General features: G+C 72.8%; 15 protein-coding genes. 4 read left to right on the top strand and 11 right to left on the bottom strand.

Annotated elements, in window-relative coordinates; all coding sequences use genetic code 11:
• Positions 1-128: 128 nt before the first annotated feature.
• Genes I601_RS14325 through I601_RS14315 form a run of 3 tightly spaced genes read right to left on the bottom strand, consistent with a single transcriptional unit; the run spans position 129 to position 3,722 of the window.
• Complete coding sequence (locus I601_RS14325) at positions 129-1,814, bottom strand: ribonuclease J (RefSeq protein WP_068111050.1); 1,686 nt, start codon at positions 1,812-1,814, stop codon at positions 129-131.
• 18 nt (positions 1,815-1,832) lie between these two features.
• Positions 1,833-2,747 carry a 4-hydroxy-tetrahydrodipicolinate synthase gene (gene dapA, locus I601_RS14320; protein WP_068111047.1) on the bottom strand — a complete coding sequence of 305 codons (915 nt, stop codon included), beginning with the start codon at positions 2,745-2,747 and terminating at the stop codon, positions 1,833-1,835.
• A 42-nt stretch (positions 2,748-2,789) separates the two neighbouring features.
• Positions 2,790-3,722: an LLM class F420-dependent oxidoreductase gene (locus tag I601_RS14315; RefSeq protein ID WP_068111044.1), complete on the bottom strand. Its 933-nt coding sequence runs from the start codon at positions 3,720-3,722 to the stop codon at positions 2,790-2,792.
• A 36-nt stretch (positions 3,723-3,758) separates the two neighbouring features.
• Between I601_RS14315 and I601_RS14310 the strand changes: the two genes are divergently transcribed.
• On the top strand, positions 3,759-4,091 hold the full coding sequence (locus I601_RS14310) for a TfoX/Sxy family protein (RefSeq protein WP_068111040.1): 333 nt from the start codon (positions 3,759-3,761) through the stop codon (positions 4,089-4,091).
• Between the two features lie 146 nt (positions 4,092-4,237).
• Here the strand turns inward: I601_RS14310 and I601_RS14305 are convergent, their stop codons facing one another.
• Genes I601_RS14305 through gcvT form a run of 7 tightly spaced genes read right to left on the bottom strand, consistent with a single transcriptional unit; the run spans position 4,238 to position 9,751 of the window.
• Positions 4,238-4,639 (bottom strand): NUDIX hydrolase, encoded by a 402-nt coding sequence (locus I601_RS14305; protein ID WP_084527647.1) that lies wholly within the window; start codon positions 4,637-4,639, stop codon positions 4,238-4,240.
• Positions 4,640-4,646: 7 nt separating this feature from the next.
• Positions 4,647-5,162, bottom strand: coding sequence for a dihydrofolate reductase (locus I601_RS14300; RefSeq protein WP_068111034.1), 516 nt, complete (start codon positions 5,160-5,162; stop codon positions 4,647-4,649).
• Positions 5,159-5,971, bottom strand: a complete 813-nt coding sequence (locus I601_RS14295; RefSeq protein WP_068111031.1) for a thymidylate synthase — start codon at positions 5,969-5,971, stop codon at positions 5,159-5,161. The genes I601_RS14300 and I601_RS14295 overlap by 4 nt, the downstream gene beginning before the upstream one ends.
• A gap of 10 nt (positions 5,972-5,981) precedes the next feature.
• Positions 5,982-6,830: a PhzF family phenazine biosynthesis protein gene (locus I601_RS14290; RefSeq protein WP_068114977.1), complete on the bottom strand. Its 849-nt coding sequence runs from the start codon at positions 6,828-6,830 to the stop codon at positions 5,982-5,984.
• A gap of 29 nt (positions 6,831-6,859) precedes the next feature.
• Positions 6,860-8,356, bottom strand: a complete 1,497-nt coding sequence (locus I601_RS14285) for a hypothetical protein (RefSeq protein ID WP_068111028.1) — start codon at positions 8,354-8,356, stop codon at positions 6,860-6,862.
• Positions 8,357-8,386: 30 nt separating this feature from the next.
• Positions 8,387-8,644, bottom strand: coding sequence for a hypothetical protein (locus tag I601_RS14280; RefSeq protein WP_068111025.1), 258 nt, complete (start codon positions 8,642-8,644; stop codon positions 8,387-8,389).
• 3 nt (positions 8,645-8,647) lie between these two features.
• Positions 8,648-9,751: a glycine cleavage system aminomethyltransferase GcvT gene (gene gcvT, locus I601_RS14275; RefSeq protein ID WP_068111021.1), complete on the bottom strand. Its 1,104-nt coding sequence runs from the start codon at positions 9,749-9,751 to the stop codon at positions 8,648-8,650.
• A gap of 99 nt (positions 9,752-9,850) precedes the next feature.
• Between gcvT and I601_RS14270 the strand changes: the two genes are divergently transcribed.
• The gene (locus I601_RS14270; protein WP_068111016.1) at positions 9,851-11,395 is read left to right on the top strand and encodes a leucyl aminopeptidase; all 1,545 of its coding nucleotides are present in this window, start codon (positions 9,851-9,853) and stop codon (positions 11,393-11,395) included.
• A 33-nt stretch (positions 11,396-11,428) separates the two neighbouring features.
• Here the strand turns inward: I601_RS14270 and I601_RS14265 are convergent, their stop codons facing one another.
• Positions 11,429-11,812, bottom strand: a complete 384-nt coding sequence (locus tag I601_RS14265; RefSeq protein ID WP_068111013.1) for a hypothetical protein — start codon at positions 11,810-11,812, stop codon at positions 11,429-11,431.
• A 100-nt stretch (positions 11,813-11,912) separates the two neighbouring features.
• On the opposite strand from I601_RS14265, the gene lpdA reads away from it, so the two are divergent.
• A complete protein-coding gene (gene lpdA / locus I601_RS14260; RefSeq protein ID WP_068111008.1) occupies positions 11,913-13,292 on the top strand; it encodes a dihydrolipoyl dehydrogenase in 1,380 nt (459 codons plus the stop codon).
• An 87-nt stretch (positions 13,293-13,379) separates the two neighbouring features.
• A complete protein-coding gene (gene sucB / locus I601_RS14255) occupies positions 13,380-15,242 on the top strand; it encodes a 2-oxoglutarate dehydrogenase, E2 component, dihydrolipoamide succinyltransferase (RefSeq protein WP_068111004.1) in 1,863 nt (620 codons plus the stop codon).
• The last annotated feature ends 37 nt before the right edge of the window (positions 15,243-15,279 follow it).

Here is a 15,279-nt window from a genome sequence, read left to right as displayed (position 1 = left end):
CGCTTGAGGGTTTCGCACGAGCGGTCACTTTCGCACCACCGAGCAGTCACTTGTGCACCCGGCCGGGCCGGTCCACGGTGCGAAAGTGACCGGTGGGTGGTGCAAAAGTGACCGCTCGTCCGTGGGGGTCAGGACTCGAGGACGACCGGGATGATCATCGGGCGGCGGCGGTGGGTGCTGGAGACCCAGCGGCCCACGACCCGGCGCACCGTCTGCTGCAGGGCGTAGGTGTCGGTGTTCCCCTCGGCCACGGCCCGGTCGAGGGCCTCGATGATGGCCGGCTTGACCTCCTGGAGGCTTGCGGCGTCGATGGCGTTGCCGCGGGCGTGGATCTCGGGCCCGCTGGCGACCTTGCCGGTCACGGAGTCCAGCACCACGATCACCGAGACGAACCCCTCCTCGCCGAGGATCCGGCGGTCCTTGAGGTCGGACTCGGTGACGTCGCCGACCGAGGAGCCGTCGACGTAGACGTAGCCGCAGTCGACCTTGCCCACGATCTCGGCCACCCCGTCGACGAGGTCGACGACCATGCCGTCCTGGGCGACGACGACGTTCTCGACGCCGGTCATCCGGGCCAGCTCGGCGTTGGCGAGCATGTGCCGGATCTCGCCGTGCACCGGCAGCACGTTGCGCGGCTTCACGATGTTGTAGCAGTACAGGAGCTCGCCGGCGCTGGCGTGCCCGCTGACGTGGACCATCGCGTTGCCCTTGTGCACCACCCGGGCGCCCCAGCGCGACAGGCCGTTGATGACGCGGTAGACGGCGTTCTCGTTGCCGGGGATCAGGCTCGAGGCGAGCAGGACGGTATCGCCCTCCTCGATGTGCACGAAGTGGTGGTTGCGCTGGGCGATCCGGCTCAGCGCACTCATCGGCTCGCCCTGCGAGCCGGTCGAGATGAGGACCTGGCGCTCGGCGGGCAGGTCGGCGAGCTGCTTGGCCTCGACCACCGTGTTCGGCGGCACCCGGAGGTAGCCCAGGTCGCGGGCGATGCCCATGTTGCGCACCATGGAGCGCCCCACCCAGGCCACCTGGCGCTCGTGGGCGTACGCCGCGTCGAGGACCTGCTGGACGCGGTGGATGTGGGAGGCGAAGCAGGCGACGATGATGCGCTGCTTCGACTCCCGGAAGACCTGGTCGATGACCGGGGTGATCGCCTTCTCGGTCGGGGTGAACCCGGGCGTCTCGGCGTTGGTGGAGTCTGTCAGGAAGAGGTCGACCCCCTCCTCCCCCAGCCGGGCGAAGGCCCGCAGGTCCGTGATCCGTCCGTCGAGGGGCAGCTGGTCCATCTTGAAGTCGCCGGTGTGCAGCACGGTGCCGGCGCTGGTGCGGATCGCGACCGCCAGGGCGTCGGGGATCGAGTGGTTGACCGCGACGAACTCGAGCTCGAAGGGCCCGAAGCTCATCCGGTCGCCCTCCTTGACCACGTGGTGCACCGTCTCGCGCAGCCGGTGCTCGCGCAGCTTCGAGCCGAGCAGGGCCAACGTCAGCTCGGAGCCCACGAGCGGGATGTCGCCGCGCTCGCGCAACAGGTAGGGCGTGGCCCCGATGTGGTCCTCGTGACCGTGGGTCAGCACCAGCGCCTCGACGGTGTCGAGCCGGTCGCTGATCGAGGACCAGTCCGGGAGGACGAGGTCGACGCCGGGCTGGTGGTCCTCGGGGAACAGCACGCCGCAGTCGACGATGAGCAGGCGTCCCTGGTGCTCGAAGGCGGTCATGTTGCGACCGATCTCGCCGAGACCACCGAACGCCGTGACCCTCAGTCCGTGGTCGGCCAGGGCCGGCGGAGCGGAGAGCTCGGGGTGGGGATGAGACATGCAGGTCCGATCTGTGGGTCAGGCCTCGGACGCACTGGTCGCCAGGAGCCCAGCCGCGTCGAGCCCGACGCGCAGCGCGTCCACCTCGGCCTCGTCCAGCGCCACCAGCGGGCTGCGGACGTTGCGGTTGTCGAGCACACCCAGCAGCTGCAGCGCAGCCTTGGCGGTGGTGGCTCCGTAGTTGTCGACGCCCATCACGGCGTCGATCGCGGGGAGCAGCCGCGTGAAGATCTGGAGGGCGCCGGCGTGGTCGCCGGCGGCGTACGCGTCGACCAGGGCGCGCAGCTCGCGCCCGGCGACGTGGCCCACGACGCTGACGACGCCGACGGCGCCGTGCGCCAGGTAGCCCAGGTTCGCCTCGTCGTCGCCGGAGTAGACGGCGTAGCCCATCTGGCTCAGGCGCACCGCGCGCACGAGGTCGCCGGTGGCGTCCTTGACCGCGACGACACGGTCCCAGGCGAAGGCCTGCTCGAAGGTGTCCATCGCGATCGTGGTGCCGGTGCGTCCGGGGACGTCGTAGAGCATGACGGGCAGGTCGGCGGACTCGACCACGCTGCGGAAGTGGTGCAGCACGCCGGCCTGGCCGGGCTTGTTGTAGTACGGCGTGACCAGCAGGATCCCGTCGGCGCCGAGCTTCTCGGCCTGGCGGGCCAGCTCGACCGAGTGCGACGTGGAGTTGGTGCCGACGCCGGCGATGACGGTGGCGCGGGCGCCCACGGCGTCCTTGACCGCGGCCAGGATCTCCCCGTCCTCGGCCACGGTGGTGGTCGGCGCCTCGCCGGTCGTGCCGGAGACGACGACGCCGTCGTGGCCGTGGTCGACCAGGTAGGCCGCGATCCGGGCGGTCGAGTCGAGGTCCACCGACCCGTCGTCGTGGAATGCGGTGGCCATCGCGGTGAGCACGCGTCCGAAGGGCGCGGGGGTCGACTGCATGGGGTCAGGCTATCGCTGGTCGAGGTGCGCTCGCGCCTCGGCTCACAGGTGGGGCATGACCTCCTCGGCCACCAGGCGCAGGTGGTCGAGGTCGGAGAGGTCGAGCGTCTGCAGGTAGAGACGGCTCTGACCGGACTCGGCGTAGCGACCGATCTTCTCGAGGACCTCTGCCACGGTGCCGGCCAGGCCGTTCCGGCGCAGCTCGTCGGCGTCGCGGCCGATCGCCTCGGCGCGGCGCACGACGTCGGCGTCGGTCTCGCCGACGCACAGCACCAGGGCGCTGGAGAAGATCAGCGAGGCCGGGTCGCGGTCGATCGCCTCGCAGGCTGCCCGGACCCGGTCGTTCTGCACCAGGCCGTCCTCGAAGGACATGAACGGCAGATTGAACTCGTCGGCGTACGCCGCCGCGAGGGCCGGGGTGCGCTTCTTCCCGCCGCCCCCGATCAGCACCGGCGGGCCACCGGCGCGCCCGTCGCGCTGCACCGGCTTGGGCAGACCCGGCGAGTCGATGACCGAGTGGTGGGTGCCCTCGTAGGTGAAGCCGCCCTCGGTGGCCCACAGCCCGGTGACGATCGCGAGCTGCTCCTCGAAGCGGTCGAAGCGCTCCCCCACCGGCGGGAACGGGATGGCGTACTTCTGGTGCTCGGCCTCGAACCAGCCCGCACCCAGGCCGAGCTCGATCCGCCCGCCGCTCATCTGGTCCACGTTCGCGACCGAGATCGCCAGCGGACCGGGGTGGCGGAAGGTGGCGCTGGTCATCATCGTGCCGAGGCGGATGGTGCTCGTCTCACGCGCCAGCCCGGCCAGGCTCACCCACGCGTCCGTGGGTCCGGGCAGTCCCTCGGTGCCCATGCCGAGGTAGTGGTCGGAGCGGAAGAACGCCCCGAAACCCAGTCGTTCGGCCTCCAGGGCCACCCGCAGCAGGTCGTCGTAGGTGGCGCCCTGCTGGGGTTCGGTGAAGATGCGCAGCTCCATGGCACCAGCCTGCCAGGTGGTGCTGTACTGAGGTCCATGGCCTACGACGAGGTGCTCGCAGCTCGGGTAGCCGAGCTGCTCGGGGACCTGCCGGACGTGCGGTCGCAGAAGATGTTCGGCGGGCTCGGCTTCATGGTCGGCGGGCACATGGCGGTGGCCGTGGCCAGCGGCGGGGACCTGATGGTGCGCGTGGACCCGGGCGAGGCCGACGCGTGGCTCGACGAGCCAGGGGTGCGGCCGATGGAGATGCACGGGAGGCAGATGCGCGGCTGGTTGGTGGTGTCGATCGCTGCCGTCGCCACCGACGAGGAGCTTGACCGCTGGCTCCGGCGCGGTGTCTCGCGTGCCTGCTCGCCCGACGTCAGGTGACAGAGCCTCCCCGGCACCCGCACCCGCACCGGCACCGGCACCGGCACCGGCACCGGCACTCCACGATCGTCGATCGGTCGATCAACGAGGCGCCGCATTGATCGACCGATCGACGAATGGAGAGGGCGACCCGGACGGGGGCGGGCTCAGCGCACCTGGTGGCGGGCCCGCAGCGCCGGGAGGACGTGGTGCTCGAGCATCGGGGCCAGGTCGAGGTGGCCGTCGCCGTCGAGCGACATCCAGCGCAGCTCGGCGATCTCGGCGGCGGCGTGCGGCTCGGCCGGCAGCGGGGCGGTGAAGACGGTGGAGTGCAGCTCTCGCCCGGGCTCGTTGGCGGCCGGGGCGAGGTAGACGCCCAGCGGCTCGAGCGCGCCGGGTGCACCCACGTCGAGGCCGACCTCCTCGCGGGTCTCGCGCACCGCGGCGTCGTACGCCGACTCGCCGGGGTCGAGCTTGCCGCCGACCAGCATGAACCGGGTGGTGCCCCGCTTGCGCACCGTGAGCACCCGGCCGTCACGCACGAAGGCGACGGCGGCGACAACGATCACGGGACCCTCACGACGCAGCCACCCGGCGCTCCCACCAGACCCAGTCCAGACCCAGGTCGGGGCGGTGCTCGCGGCGGGTCTCGGCCCACTCCTCGAGCGGGAAGTCGGGGTACGTCGCGTCTCCCGCGGGCTCGAGGTCGACCTCGGTCAGCACCTGGTGCGTGGCGAGCGGCAGGGCGAGGCGGTAGACCTCCCCTCCCCCGGCGACCACGACGTCGCCGGGCAGCTCGGCGGCGACCTCCAGGGCCTCCTCGAGGCCGCGCACCACGTGCACGCCCTCGAAGCCGGGATCGAAGGCCGGGTCGCGGGTCAGCACCACGGTGCTGCGCCCCGGCAGCGGGCGCCCGATCGAGTCCCAGGTGCGCCGGCCCATCACCAGGACGTGGCCGAGCGTCTCGCGCTTGAAGTGCGCGAAGTCCTCGGGCAGGTGCCAGGGGATCTCGCCGTCGGCACCGATCACGCGGTTGCGGCCGTACGCCGCGACCAGCACGACCCGCCGGCCCGCGGAGTGCTCAGCAGTCATACCGCGATCGGCGCCTTGATCCCCGGGTGCGGGTCGTAGCCCTCGAGGCGCAGGTGGTCGAGCTCGAAGGCGTCGATCTCGGTGACCGAGGGGTCGAGGTGCAGCGTCGGCAGCGGCCGGGGCTCCCGGGTCAGCTGGAGGCGGGCCTGCTCGAGGTGGTTGGTGTAGAGGTGCGCGTCGCCCAGCGTGTGCACGAAGTCGCCGACCTCGAGACCGGTCACCTGAGCGACCATGTGGGTCAGCAGCGCGTAGGAGGCGATGTTGAACGGCACGCCGAGGAAGGTGTCGGCCGAGCGCTGGTAGAGCTGGCACGACAGCCGGCCCGGGCCGCCGTCGGGGGACGGGGCGACGTAGAACTGGAAGAGCGTGTGGCACGGCGGCAGCGCCATGTCGTCGACGTCGGCGACGTTCCAGGCCGAGACGATGTGGCGCCGCGAGTCGGGGTTGGTGCGGATCTGCTCCACGACCTGCGCCAGCTGATCGACGTGGCGCCCGTCGGGGGTGGGCCAGGAGCGCCACTGGTGACCGTAGACCGGGCCGAGGTCGCCGTGCTCGTCGGCCCACTCGTCCCAGATGCTGATGCCGCGCTCCTGCAGCCACGCGACGTTGGTGTCGCCGCGCAGGAACCACAGCAGCTCGCCGAAGACCGAGCGGGTGTGCACCTTCTTGGTGGTCACCAGCGGGAAGCCCTCACGCAGGTCGAAGCGCATCTGGTGGCCGAAGACGCTGAGCGTCCCCGTGCCGGTACGGTCGGACTTCTCGACGCCCTCGTCGAGGATGCGTCGGACGAGGTCGAGGTAGGCCTGCACGGGGACGACCCTAGCCCCGCAGGTCGAGCTCGCCGGCGATGGTGGTGCGGGTCGCGCCACCGACCCAGACCTCGGCCTCGGCGCCGTGGCCCACGCGCTCCACGTGCACGCGCCCGCGCCGGCCGAGCGCGGTGCCCTGCGCGGCGACGTACGACGCTGCCAGCGCGTCGCCGAGCACGCGCTCGCCGAGCAGCCACTGGGCGATCCCGGCGTTCAGGCTGCCGGTGACCGGGTCCTCGGCGACCCCGATGCCGGGGCAGAACGCCCGCACCTCCAGGGCCGCCTCGCCGCCCGCCGGGTGGGCGCCGACGGCACCGATCTCGAGGTCGTCGAACGCCGACCAGTCCGGGGCCAGGGCGAGCACCGCGTCGGCGTCGCGGAGCAGCACCGCGACCCACCCGGGGCCGTTGTCGACCCAGGCGGAGGCCAGCACGTCCTCGACGCCCAGTCCCAGGGCACGGCGCACCCGCCCGAGGTCAACCTCCCCGACCGGGCCGGCGCGCACCAGCGGCGGCGCCCGGAAGGCCAGGCGCTCGCCGGAGCGGCGCACCGTGACCAGACCGGCTCCGCACTCCTGCACGACGTCGTCAGCCTGCGGCCGCCCGCCGGCCTCGAGCCAGGCGTGCGCCGACCCGAGCGTGGGGTGCCCCGCGAACGGCAGTTCCTCGCCGGGGGTGAAGATCCTCAGCCGGTAGTCGGCGCCCTCCACGGTGGGCCGCAGGAGGAACGTCGTCTCCGACAGGTTGGTCCAGCGCGCGAACGCCGCCATCTGCTCGTCGGTGAGGTCGTCGGCGTCGTGGACGACCGCGACCGGGTTGCCGAGCAGCGGCTCGGTGCTGAACACGTCGACCTGGCTCATCCGCACGCCCCCAGCGTAGGCGGCTGCGGTCACCGGGCCAGGACCGGTTCGCCGTCGGCGCTCGAGACGCGCAGGTGGTCGACGCAGGTGCCGGAGCGGATGAAACAGGTCCGCAACAACCACCCCCGGGCTCCCGACAGCCGGCGGAACTCGCCCGCGGCGGCCACCTGGTCGGCGTCGCCGACGACGTAGGTGATGGCCCCGGTCGTGCTGAAGACGGCGTCGAGGGCGATCTCCTCGGCACCGATGCCGGTGCGGCGGCTGCGGCCACTGGCGGTCTCGTAGACACGGACCGGCGCCCGGGGGTCCGGGCCGGTGCGGGTCAGGACGTAGCCGCCCCCGGGCGAGAGCTGGGCGCCGACGCCGCGGCGCGTGCGCGCCGGGGCGAACGGCCCGTCGAACCGGATCCGCCGCTCACCCACCTGCACGACCGTCGTGAGACCGTCCACGTCGAGGAGGCCGGCCGGTCCCGGCCCCTCGGGTGGGTCGCCCGCCTGTCCGTCGGGGTCGGCCAGGGGGTCCCAGGTGTGCGAACCGGACCCGTCGACGTAGTAGAGGGTGGGGCCCTCGAGGTTCAGCGGGCCCGGGGCGGGCGGCCCCGGGTCGAGGCCGTGCCGGGCCAGCTCCTCGCCCGTGCGGACGTCCGCGACGACCAGCTCCGTGCCCGCGACGTCCGTCCAGGCCACCCAGGCCCGCTCCCGCTCGACGACCAGCGCCGCACCCGGCGCCGAGGTGCCCAGCTGCAGCCGCTCCCCCGTGGCGTCGGTGCGCACGACCCGGCCCGAGCCGTCGCTGTAGACCACGGCGCCCCGGACGCGGACCAGGCGTCGTACACCGGGCAGCGTCAGCGCGCTGTCGTCGACGACCAGCTCGCCCGCGGCGGCCCACGCCGTGGGGACCGAGTTGCGCACGGCACGCACCGGCACCGGGCCGAGCCCGCCCGCGTCCGGGTCGGGACCCCCGGGGCCGGCTGCCTGCCAGGTGCCCAGCCCGACGACGACCGCGAGCAGGACGCCGCCGACGAGCACACGGCGCGGCACCCGCCGCCCGCGCGGGACCGCGGCCACCGCACCGGCCGCTCGCGGTGTGACCTCGACGCCGGCCGCCAGGTCGCGGGCCTCCTGGGAGAGGTCCTCAGTGCGGGGGTCGCCAGGTCGGGGCCACTCGCCGGTCAGCTCGACCAGGGCGGCGTCGTCGAGACCGGCCACCGCTGCCAGCACCAGGCACGTGCGCCGCACCGGCGTGAGCCGGTCGAGCCCCGGGGCCGGTGTCGCCGGCTCGCTGTGCCACCAGCGCGTCGTGTCCTCGGCCCGCACCTCGAGCAGCAGGCGCCACACCTCGACCCCGGGGTCGGCGCTCTCGCGCAGGACGCGCCACTCGGCGCGGGCCCGGGCCAGGGCCCGGTCGGTCAGCGCGGTGGCGTGACCCGGCGGTGATCCGAGCGCCACGACGGCCCGCACGTGAGCGGCGCGTCTCGCAGCGACGTACGCCGCGAAGTCCTCGTCGTCGCCCGCGCCACCGTGCACGTGACCCTCAGCTCCGCCGGTGCGGGGTGGTCAGGGGTGCAGCGACATCGGGCCGTAGACCCGTCGCTCCAGCTCGAAGAGGACGACCGCGTCGACGCCCTGGTCGGCGAGGTCCGCGAAGGCCTCGCCCACCCAGGACTCGGCGTCGGCCTGGCTGGCGAAGCGCTCACCGGCCAGGTCGCCGTCGACCTCGACCTCCTGGCCGGAGGCGTCCTCGAGGCGCCACCACCAGGGACGCTCCTCGGCTGTGGGCGGGCGGAAGGTCGCGGGCTGCTCGGGCAGGTTCACTGCTCAGGACTCCTTCACCGACGGGTCGAGGAACGGGGGCTTGGTGAGCTGGAAGATCTCGCGGCGCCCGCGGACGTCGACGCCGACCTCCGCCTCGGGGTGCACGCTCGCGGCGACCAGGGCCAGGCCGATGCCCTTGCGCAGGGTGGGCGAGAAGGTGCCGGAGGTGACCTCGCCGACCAGGACGTCGGCGGTCAGCGAGACGCTCATGCCGGGGCGCGGGATGCCGCGACCGGTGGCCACGATGCCGCGCAGCACCCGGCGCGGCTTCTCGGCGCGCTCGCGGGCGAGCACCTCCTTGCCCCAGAAGGTCGGCTTGTCCCAGCCCACGGCCCAGGCCATCCGCGCCTGCACGGGGGTGATGTCGAGGGAGATGTCCTGCCCGTGCAGCGGGTAGCCCATCTCGGTGCGCAGCGTGTCGCGCGCGCCGAGGCCGCACGGGAGGATGCCGAGGTCGGCGCCCGCGGCCAGCAGGGCGTCCCACAGGGCGCCGGCGGCGGCGTTCGCCACGACCAGCTCGTAGCCCCGCTCGCCGGTGTAGCCGGTGCGGCACACCACGACCGTGGCGTCGGCGTACGTCGCCTCGGCGAAGCTCATGTAGTCGTGGTCGACGGGCAGGCCGAGCGCCTGCATCACCTCGTCGCTGTGCGGGCCCTGCACCGCCAGCACGGCGAGGTCGCGGTGCAGGTCGGTGACGGTGACCCCGTCCGGGGCACTCGCGGCGAGGCGGCGCACCACCTCGGCGGTGTTGGCGGCGTTGGGCACCAGCAGCACCCGCTCGTCGGAGTAGCGGTAGACGATCAGGTCGTCGACCACACCGCCGGTCTCGTCGTCGCAGCACAGCGTGTACTGCGCCTGGCCGGGCCCGATGCGGTCGAGGTCGTTGGTCAGGCAGGCGTTGACGTACGCCGCCGCACCGGGGCCGGTGACCTCGGCCTTGCCGAGGTGGCTGACGTCGAAGACCCCCACGGCGGTGCGCACCGCGGTGTGCTCGGCGACCACGCCGGTCGGGTACTCCAGCGGCATCTCCCAGCCACCGAACGGGGCGGTCTTGGCACCCAGCGCGAGGTGCCGGTCGTGCAGCGGAGAGGTCAGCAGCTCAGCCATGGCGCGAACCTACCCCAGCCCCCGACATCGACCGGGGCGGCGCACGGGGCCCGAACCGGGGTGGCGTGCGACGTGGCCGCGGATGGTTAGTGTGGCGCGGTGACCTCGTTCATACTCCGCAGTGCCAGCCCCGCCAAGACCAAGGCCGACGCCGTGGTCGTGGGGATCGTCCAGAGCAGCCCGTCGGGCGGCCGCAAGCAAGCCAAGGGCGCGTCGGCGTCCGCGCCGGGGCTCGAGCTGGCGCCCGGCGCCGAGGACGTCGCCAAGGCCTACGGCCGCAAGCTGCGACCCCTCCTCGCCTCCCTCGACGTCAAGGGCACGGTCGGGGAGGTCACCCGCATCCCCACCTCCGGCGTGATCGGCGCCCCGCTGCTGGTCCTCGTCGGACTCGGCACCGACCCGCAGCCCGCTGACGTGCGCCGCGCCGCCGGTGCCGCCGCCCGCGCGGTCACCAACGCCGCCAGCGTCGCCGTGGCCCTCCCGGCCGAGACCGCCGCGGAGGTCCGCGCCGTGGCCGAGGGCTGGGCGCTGGGCGCCTACACCTTCACGACGTACAAGCAGGACACCGCGAAGGACGACACCACCGCCGGTGACGTCGTCATCCTCAGCGGCGGCGCGCGCCGCAAGGAGGTCGTGACCGCGCTCGAGGAGGCCCAGGTCGTCACCCGCGCGGTGGCCGCCACCCGCGACTGGGTCAACACTCCCCCGGGCGACCTGCGCCCGCCGGCCTTCGCCGAGTCGGCGCAGACGCGCGCCAAGGAGCTCGGCAAGGGTCGTGGCGCCCCCAAGATCACCCTGCGGGTGCTCGACGAGGTCGAGCTCGCCGAGCTCGGCTGCGGCGGCATCCTCGGGGTCGGCGCCGGCTCCTCGGCCCCGCCCCGGCTGGTCGAGATCACCTACGCACCCAAGGGCGCGACCACGCACCTCGCGCTGGTCGGCAAGGGCATCACCTTCGACTCCGGCGGCCTGAGCATCAAGCCGGCCCAGGGCATGCACGAGATGAAGTCCGACATGGCCGGCGCCGCCGCGGTCATCCAGGCCACCTTCGCCATCGCCGAGCTCGGTCTGCCCGTCAAGGTCTCCTGCTTCGCCCCGATGGCCGAGAACATGGTCTCCGGGGACGCGACGCGACCCGGCGACATCCTGACGATGTACGGCGGCCGCACCGTCGAGGTGCTCAACACCGACGCCGAGGGCCGCCTCGTGCTCGGCGACGCGCTGGTGCGCGCGGTGGAGACCGAGCCCGACCTGATCGTCGACGTCGCCACCCTGACCGGAGCCATGGTCGTCGCGCTCGGCAACAAGATGGCCGGGGTGATGGGCTCCGAGGAGGTCGTCGCCCAGGTGGTCGCGGCCGGCACCAGCGCCGGGGAGCCGATCTGGGCGATGCCGATCCCCGAGGAGATGAAGCAGCGCGTCACCTCCAGCAAGATCGCCGACCTCGCCCAGCACGACTGGGTGCGCTGGGGCGGCGGACTGTTCGCCGGCGCGTTCCTGCGCGAGTTCACCGACGGTCGCCCGTGGGCGCACCTCGACATCGCCGGGCCGTCGTACAACGCCGGCGGCCCCGACGGGCACCTGACCACCGGGGGCACCGGCTTCGCCGTGACCACTCTGGTCGACCTGGCCCGCGGCCTGGCCTGAGCGGGTCGACGCCGAGGGGCGGGGCGAGCGGGGTCAGGGACCCTGCTCGCCCAGCTTCTTCTGCTGCTTCATCCGGCTGTTGTAGTCGCGCATCCGCTGCGGGATGCCCACCAGCCCGGCGTCGTACGACGGCACCTGGAAGCGGTTGCAGAAGTCGTGCGCCCAGCTGACCGACGGAACGCGTCGCCGCGTCCACTCACCGTCGTGGGCCACCAGCAGCAGCGTCACGTCGCTGACCGCGGTGCGCGGCTCGACGAACCCCTCCACCCCGCGGCGCTCGGAGACCCACGAGCTCAGGTGCTCGCGGTCCACCGCGTCGGAGGCGCGCACCGTGGTCGACCCTGTGCGGGCGGCGTCGCTCGCGGGCCTGCGCATGCGCATCTTCGAGCCGCGGCGGAAGCGATCCATCATTCCCATGGGGTCCAGTCTGCCAACCCACCCGAAGGTCGGTGTGGACACGCCCGGGTTAAGTGCAAGGATGGCCGCGCGATCGTGACGACCCACCGGAAGGACGACGGTGCCTGACACCGACTTCGACGTACTCATCCTCGGCGCTGGCTCGGGGGGTTACGCGTGCGCGCTGCGCGCTGCCCAGCTCGGCCTGAGCGTGGCGCTGGTGGAGAAGGGCGACCTGGGCGGCACCTGCCTGCACATGGGCTGCATCCCGACCAAGGCCCTGCTGCACGCGGCCGAGATCGCCGACGCCGCCCGCGACTCCGAGCAGTTCGGCGTGCGCGCCACGCTCGAGGGCATCGACATGGCCGGGGTGAACTCCTACAAGGACGGCGTCGTCTCGCGCCTCTTCAAGGGCCTGACCGGCCTCGTCAAGGGGCGCGGCGTCACCGTCGTCGCCGGCGAGGGCCGGCTCACCGGTCCCCGCGAGGTCACCGTCGACGGCACGGCCTACACCGGGCGCCACGTCGTGCTGGCCACCGGCTCGTACGCCCGCTCGCTGCCCGGCCTCGAGGTCGACGGCACCCACGTGCTCACCTCCGACCACGCGCTGCGCCTCGAGAGGGTGCCGGCCTCCGTGGTCGTGCTCGGTGGCGGCGTCATCGGGTGCGAGTTCGCCAGCGTGTGGCGCAGCTTCGGCGCCGAGGTGACCATCGTCGAGGCGCTGCCCCGGCTGGTGGCCGCCGAGGACGAGGCGTCCTCCAAGGTCCTCGAGCGGGCGTTCAAGAAGCGCGGCATCAAGGCCCGCACCGGCACCCCGTTCCAGAGCGTGAAGACCACCGACGACGGGGTCGCCGTCACGGTCGAGGGAGGCGACGTCATCGAGGCCGAGCTGCTCCTCGTGGCGGTGGGGCGCGGTCCCAGCACCGACGGCCTCGGCTACGACGAGCAGGGCGTCGAGATGGAGCGCGGCTTCGTGCGCACCGACGACCGCTGCCGCACCAACCTCGAGGGCGTCTACGCCGTCGGCGACATCGTGCCCGGGCTCCAACTCGCGCACCGCGGCTTCCAGCAGGGCATCTTCGTGGCCGAGCACATCGCCGGGCTCGACCCGGCCCCCATCGACGAGGCCGGCATCCCGCGGGTGACCTACTCCCACCCGGAGGTCGCCTCCGTCGGACTCGACGAGGCCACCGCGCGCTCGACGTACGGCGACGACGCGATCGAGACGCTGACCTACGACCTCGGCGGCAACGGCAAGAGCCAGATCCTCAAGACCCAGGGCTTCGTCAAGCTCGTACGCCGCACCGACGGTCCGGTCGTGGGCGTGCACCTGGTCGGCGACCGGGTCGGCGAGCTCATCGGCGAGGCCCAGCTGATCTACGGCTGGGAGGCGCACGCCGAGGATGTCGCGCCCCTGGTCCACGCCCACCCCACCCAGAACGAGGCTCTCGGCGAGGCGCACCTCGCCCTGGCCGGCAAGGCGCTGCATGCACATTCGTGACGGCCTCCTAGCCTTGGAGCCCGACACACCCCGTCACACCCGCACCACCGAGCACTCCCACTGAAGACCGCGAGCGAAGGAACTGCATTGGCCACCGAAGTCAACCTCCCGGAACTGGGCGAGTCCGTCACCGAGGGCACCGTCACGCGCTGGCTGAAGCAGGTCGGCGACACCGTGGCCGTCGACGAGCCGCTGCTCGAGATCTCCACCGACAAGGTCGACACCGAGATCCCGTCGCCGGTCGCGGGCACGCTGCTCGAGATCAAGGTCGACGAGGACGACACCGTCGAGATCGGCGCCCTCCTGGCCGTCATCGGTGACGAGGGCGAGTCCTCGGGCGACAGCTCCGAGGGAGGCGACAGCGCCACCCCCGAGGCCGAGCCGGCCGACGAGGGCGAGGCCGAGAAGAAGGCCGAGCAGGAGGAGGAGATCGCCGACGAGACCGGCGACCTCCCCGCCGGCGACGAGACGCCCGAGTCGGAGAAGTCGGACGGTTCGGACGACCAGCCGCTCGAGGAGACCGAGAAGCCCGCCGCGGACACCAAGAAGTCCGGCGGCGGTGGCACGACCGTCACGCTCCCCGAGCTGGGCGAGTCGGTCACCGAGGGCACGGTCACCCGCTGGCTCAAGGAGGTCGGCGACGAGGTCGCGGTCGACGAGCCGCTGCTCGAGATCTCCACCGACAAGGTCGACACCGAGATCCCCTCCCCCGTGGCCGGCACCCTGCTCGAGGTGAAGGTCGCCGAGGACGAGACCGTCGAGATCGGCGCCGAGCTCGCCGTCATCGGTGACGGTTCCGCGAGTGAGCAGTCCTCCGAGCCGGAGCCGGAGCCCGAGCCCGAGCCCGAGCCCGAGCCGGAGCCCGAGCCCGAGCCCGAGCCGGAGCCGAAGAAGGAGGAGCCGAAGCAGGAGAAGGCTCCCGAGCCGAAGCAGCCGGCCGAGCCGGCGCAGGAGAAGGCCCCCGAGCCGACCAAGGAGCAGGAGAAGCCCGCCTCCGGGTCGAGCGCGTCCTCCAGCAACGACGGTCCCGGGTACGTGACCCCGCTGGTGCGCAAGCTCGCCGGCCAGCACGGCGTGGACCTCAACACCGTCACCGGCACCGGTGTCGGTGGCCGCATCCGCAAGCAGGACGTCCTCGAGGCGGCCAAGCCGAAGGAGCAGGCCCCGGCCGCTCCCGCGGCGTCCGGCGCCTCGTCCGCACCGTCCGGTGGCGCGTCGGCGCCCAGCACGCCGTCGCCGCTGCGCGGCAAGACCGAGAAGCTGTCCCGGCTGCGCAAGATCATCGCCTCGCGCATGGTCGAGTCGCTGCAGGTCTCGGCCCAGCTCACCCAGGTGATCGAGGTCGACGTCACCAACGTGGCGCGCCTGCGCGAGGCCCACAAGGCCGACTTCCTGGCGCGGGAGGGCGTGAAGCTCTCCTACCTGCCGTTCTTCGCCAAGGCGACGGTCGACGCGCTCAAGCAGCACCCCTCGCTGAACGCGACGATCGACACCGAGGCCGGCGAGGTCACCTACTACGACCGCGAGAACCTCGCGTTCGCGGTGGACACCGAGAAGGGCCTGATCACCCCGGTGGTCAAGGACGCCGGCGACCTGTCGATCTCGGGCCTGGCCAAGAAGATCGCCGATGTGGCCGAGCGCACCCGCACCAACAAGATCGGCCCCGACGAGCTGTCCGGCGGCACCTTCACGATCACGAACCTGGGCAGCGTGGGTGCGCTCTTCGACACCCCCGTGATCAACCAGCCGCAGGTCGCGATCCTCGGCCCCGGCGCGGTCGTGAAGCGCCCGGTGGTCATCGACGACCCGAACCTGGGCGAGACCATCGCGGTGCGCCACATGGTCTACCTGGCGCTGACCTACGACCACCGTCTCGTCGACGGTGCCGACGCCGGCCGGTTCCTCTCCGACGTCAAGCAGCGTCTCGAGAGCGGCCAGTTCGAGGTCTGAGCACCACAGCAGCAACCACGACGCCCCGCCCGGAGCT

It is taken from the genome of Nocardioides dokdonensis FR1436, assembly GCF_001653335.1.
GTDB classification, from domain to species: domain Bacteria; phylum Actinomycetota; class Actinomycetes; order Propionibacteriales; family Nocardioidaceae; genus Nocardioides; species Nocardioides dokdonensis.
Note: the sequence above shows the minus strand (reverse complement) of the source record. Positions and strands in the feature narration are given on the sequence as shown.

Bases quoted from the DNA above. Each gene is read 5' to 3' on its own strand.
- I601_RS14325 (WP_068111050.1), bottom strand. From the start codon at position 1,814: ATGTCTCATCCCCACCCCGAGCTCTCCGCTCCGCCGGCCCTGGCCGAC.
- dapA (WP_068111047.1), bottom strand. From the start codon at position 2,747: ATGCAGTCGACCCCCGCGCCCTTCGGACGCGTGCTCACCGCGATGGCC.
- I601_RS14315 (WP_068111044.1), bottom strand. From the start codon at position 3,722: ATGGAGCTGCGCATCTTCACCGAACCCCAGCAGGGCGCCACCTACGAC.
- I601_RS14310 (WP_068111040.1), top strand. From the start codon at position 3,759: ATGGCCTACGACGAGGTGCTCGCAGCTCGGGTAGCCGAGCTGCTCGGG.
- I601_RS14300 (WP_068111034.1), bottom strand. From the start codon at position 5,162: ATGACTGCTGAGCACTCCGCGGGCCGGCGGGTCGTGCTGGTCGCGGCG.
- I601_RS14290 (WP_068114977.1), bottom strand. From the start codon at position 6,830: ATGAGCCAGGTCGACGTGTTCAGCACCGAGCCGCTGCTCGGCAACCCG.
- gcvT (WP_068111021.1), bottom strand. From the start codon at position 9,751: ATGGCTGAGCTGCTGACCTCTCCGCTGCACGACCGGCACCTCGCGCTG.
- I601_RS14265 (WP_068111013.1), bottom strand. From the start codon at position 11,812: ATGGGAATGATGGATCGCTTCCGCCGCGGCTCGAAGATGCGCATGCGC.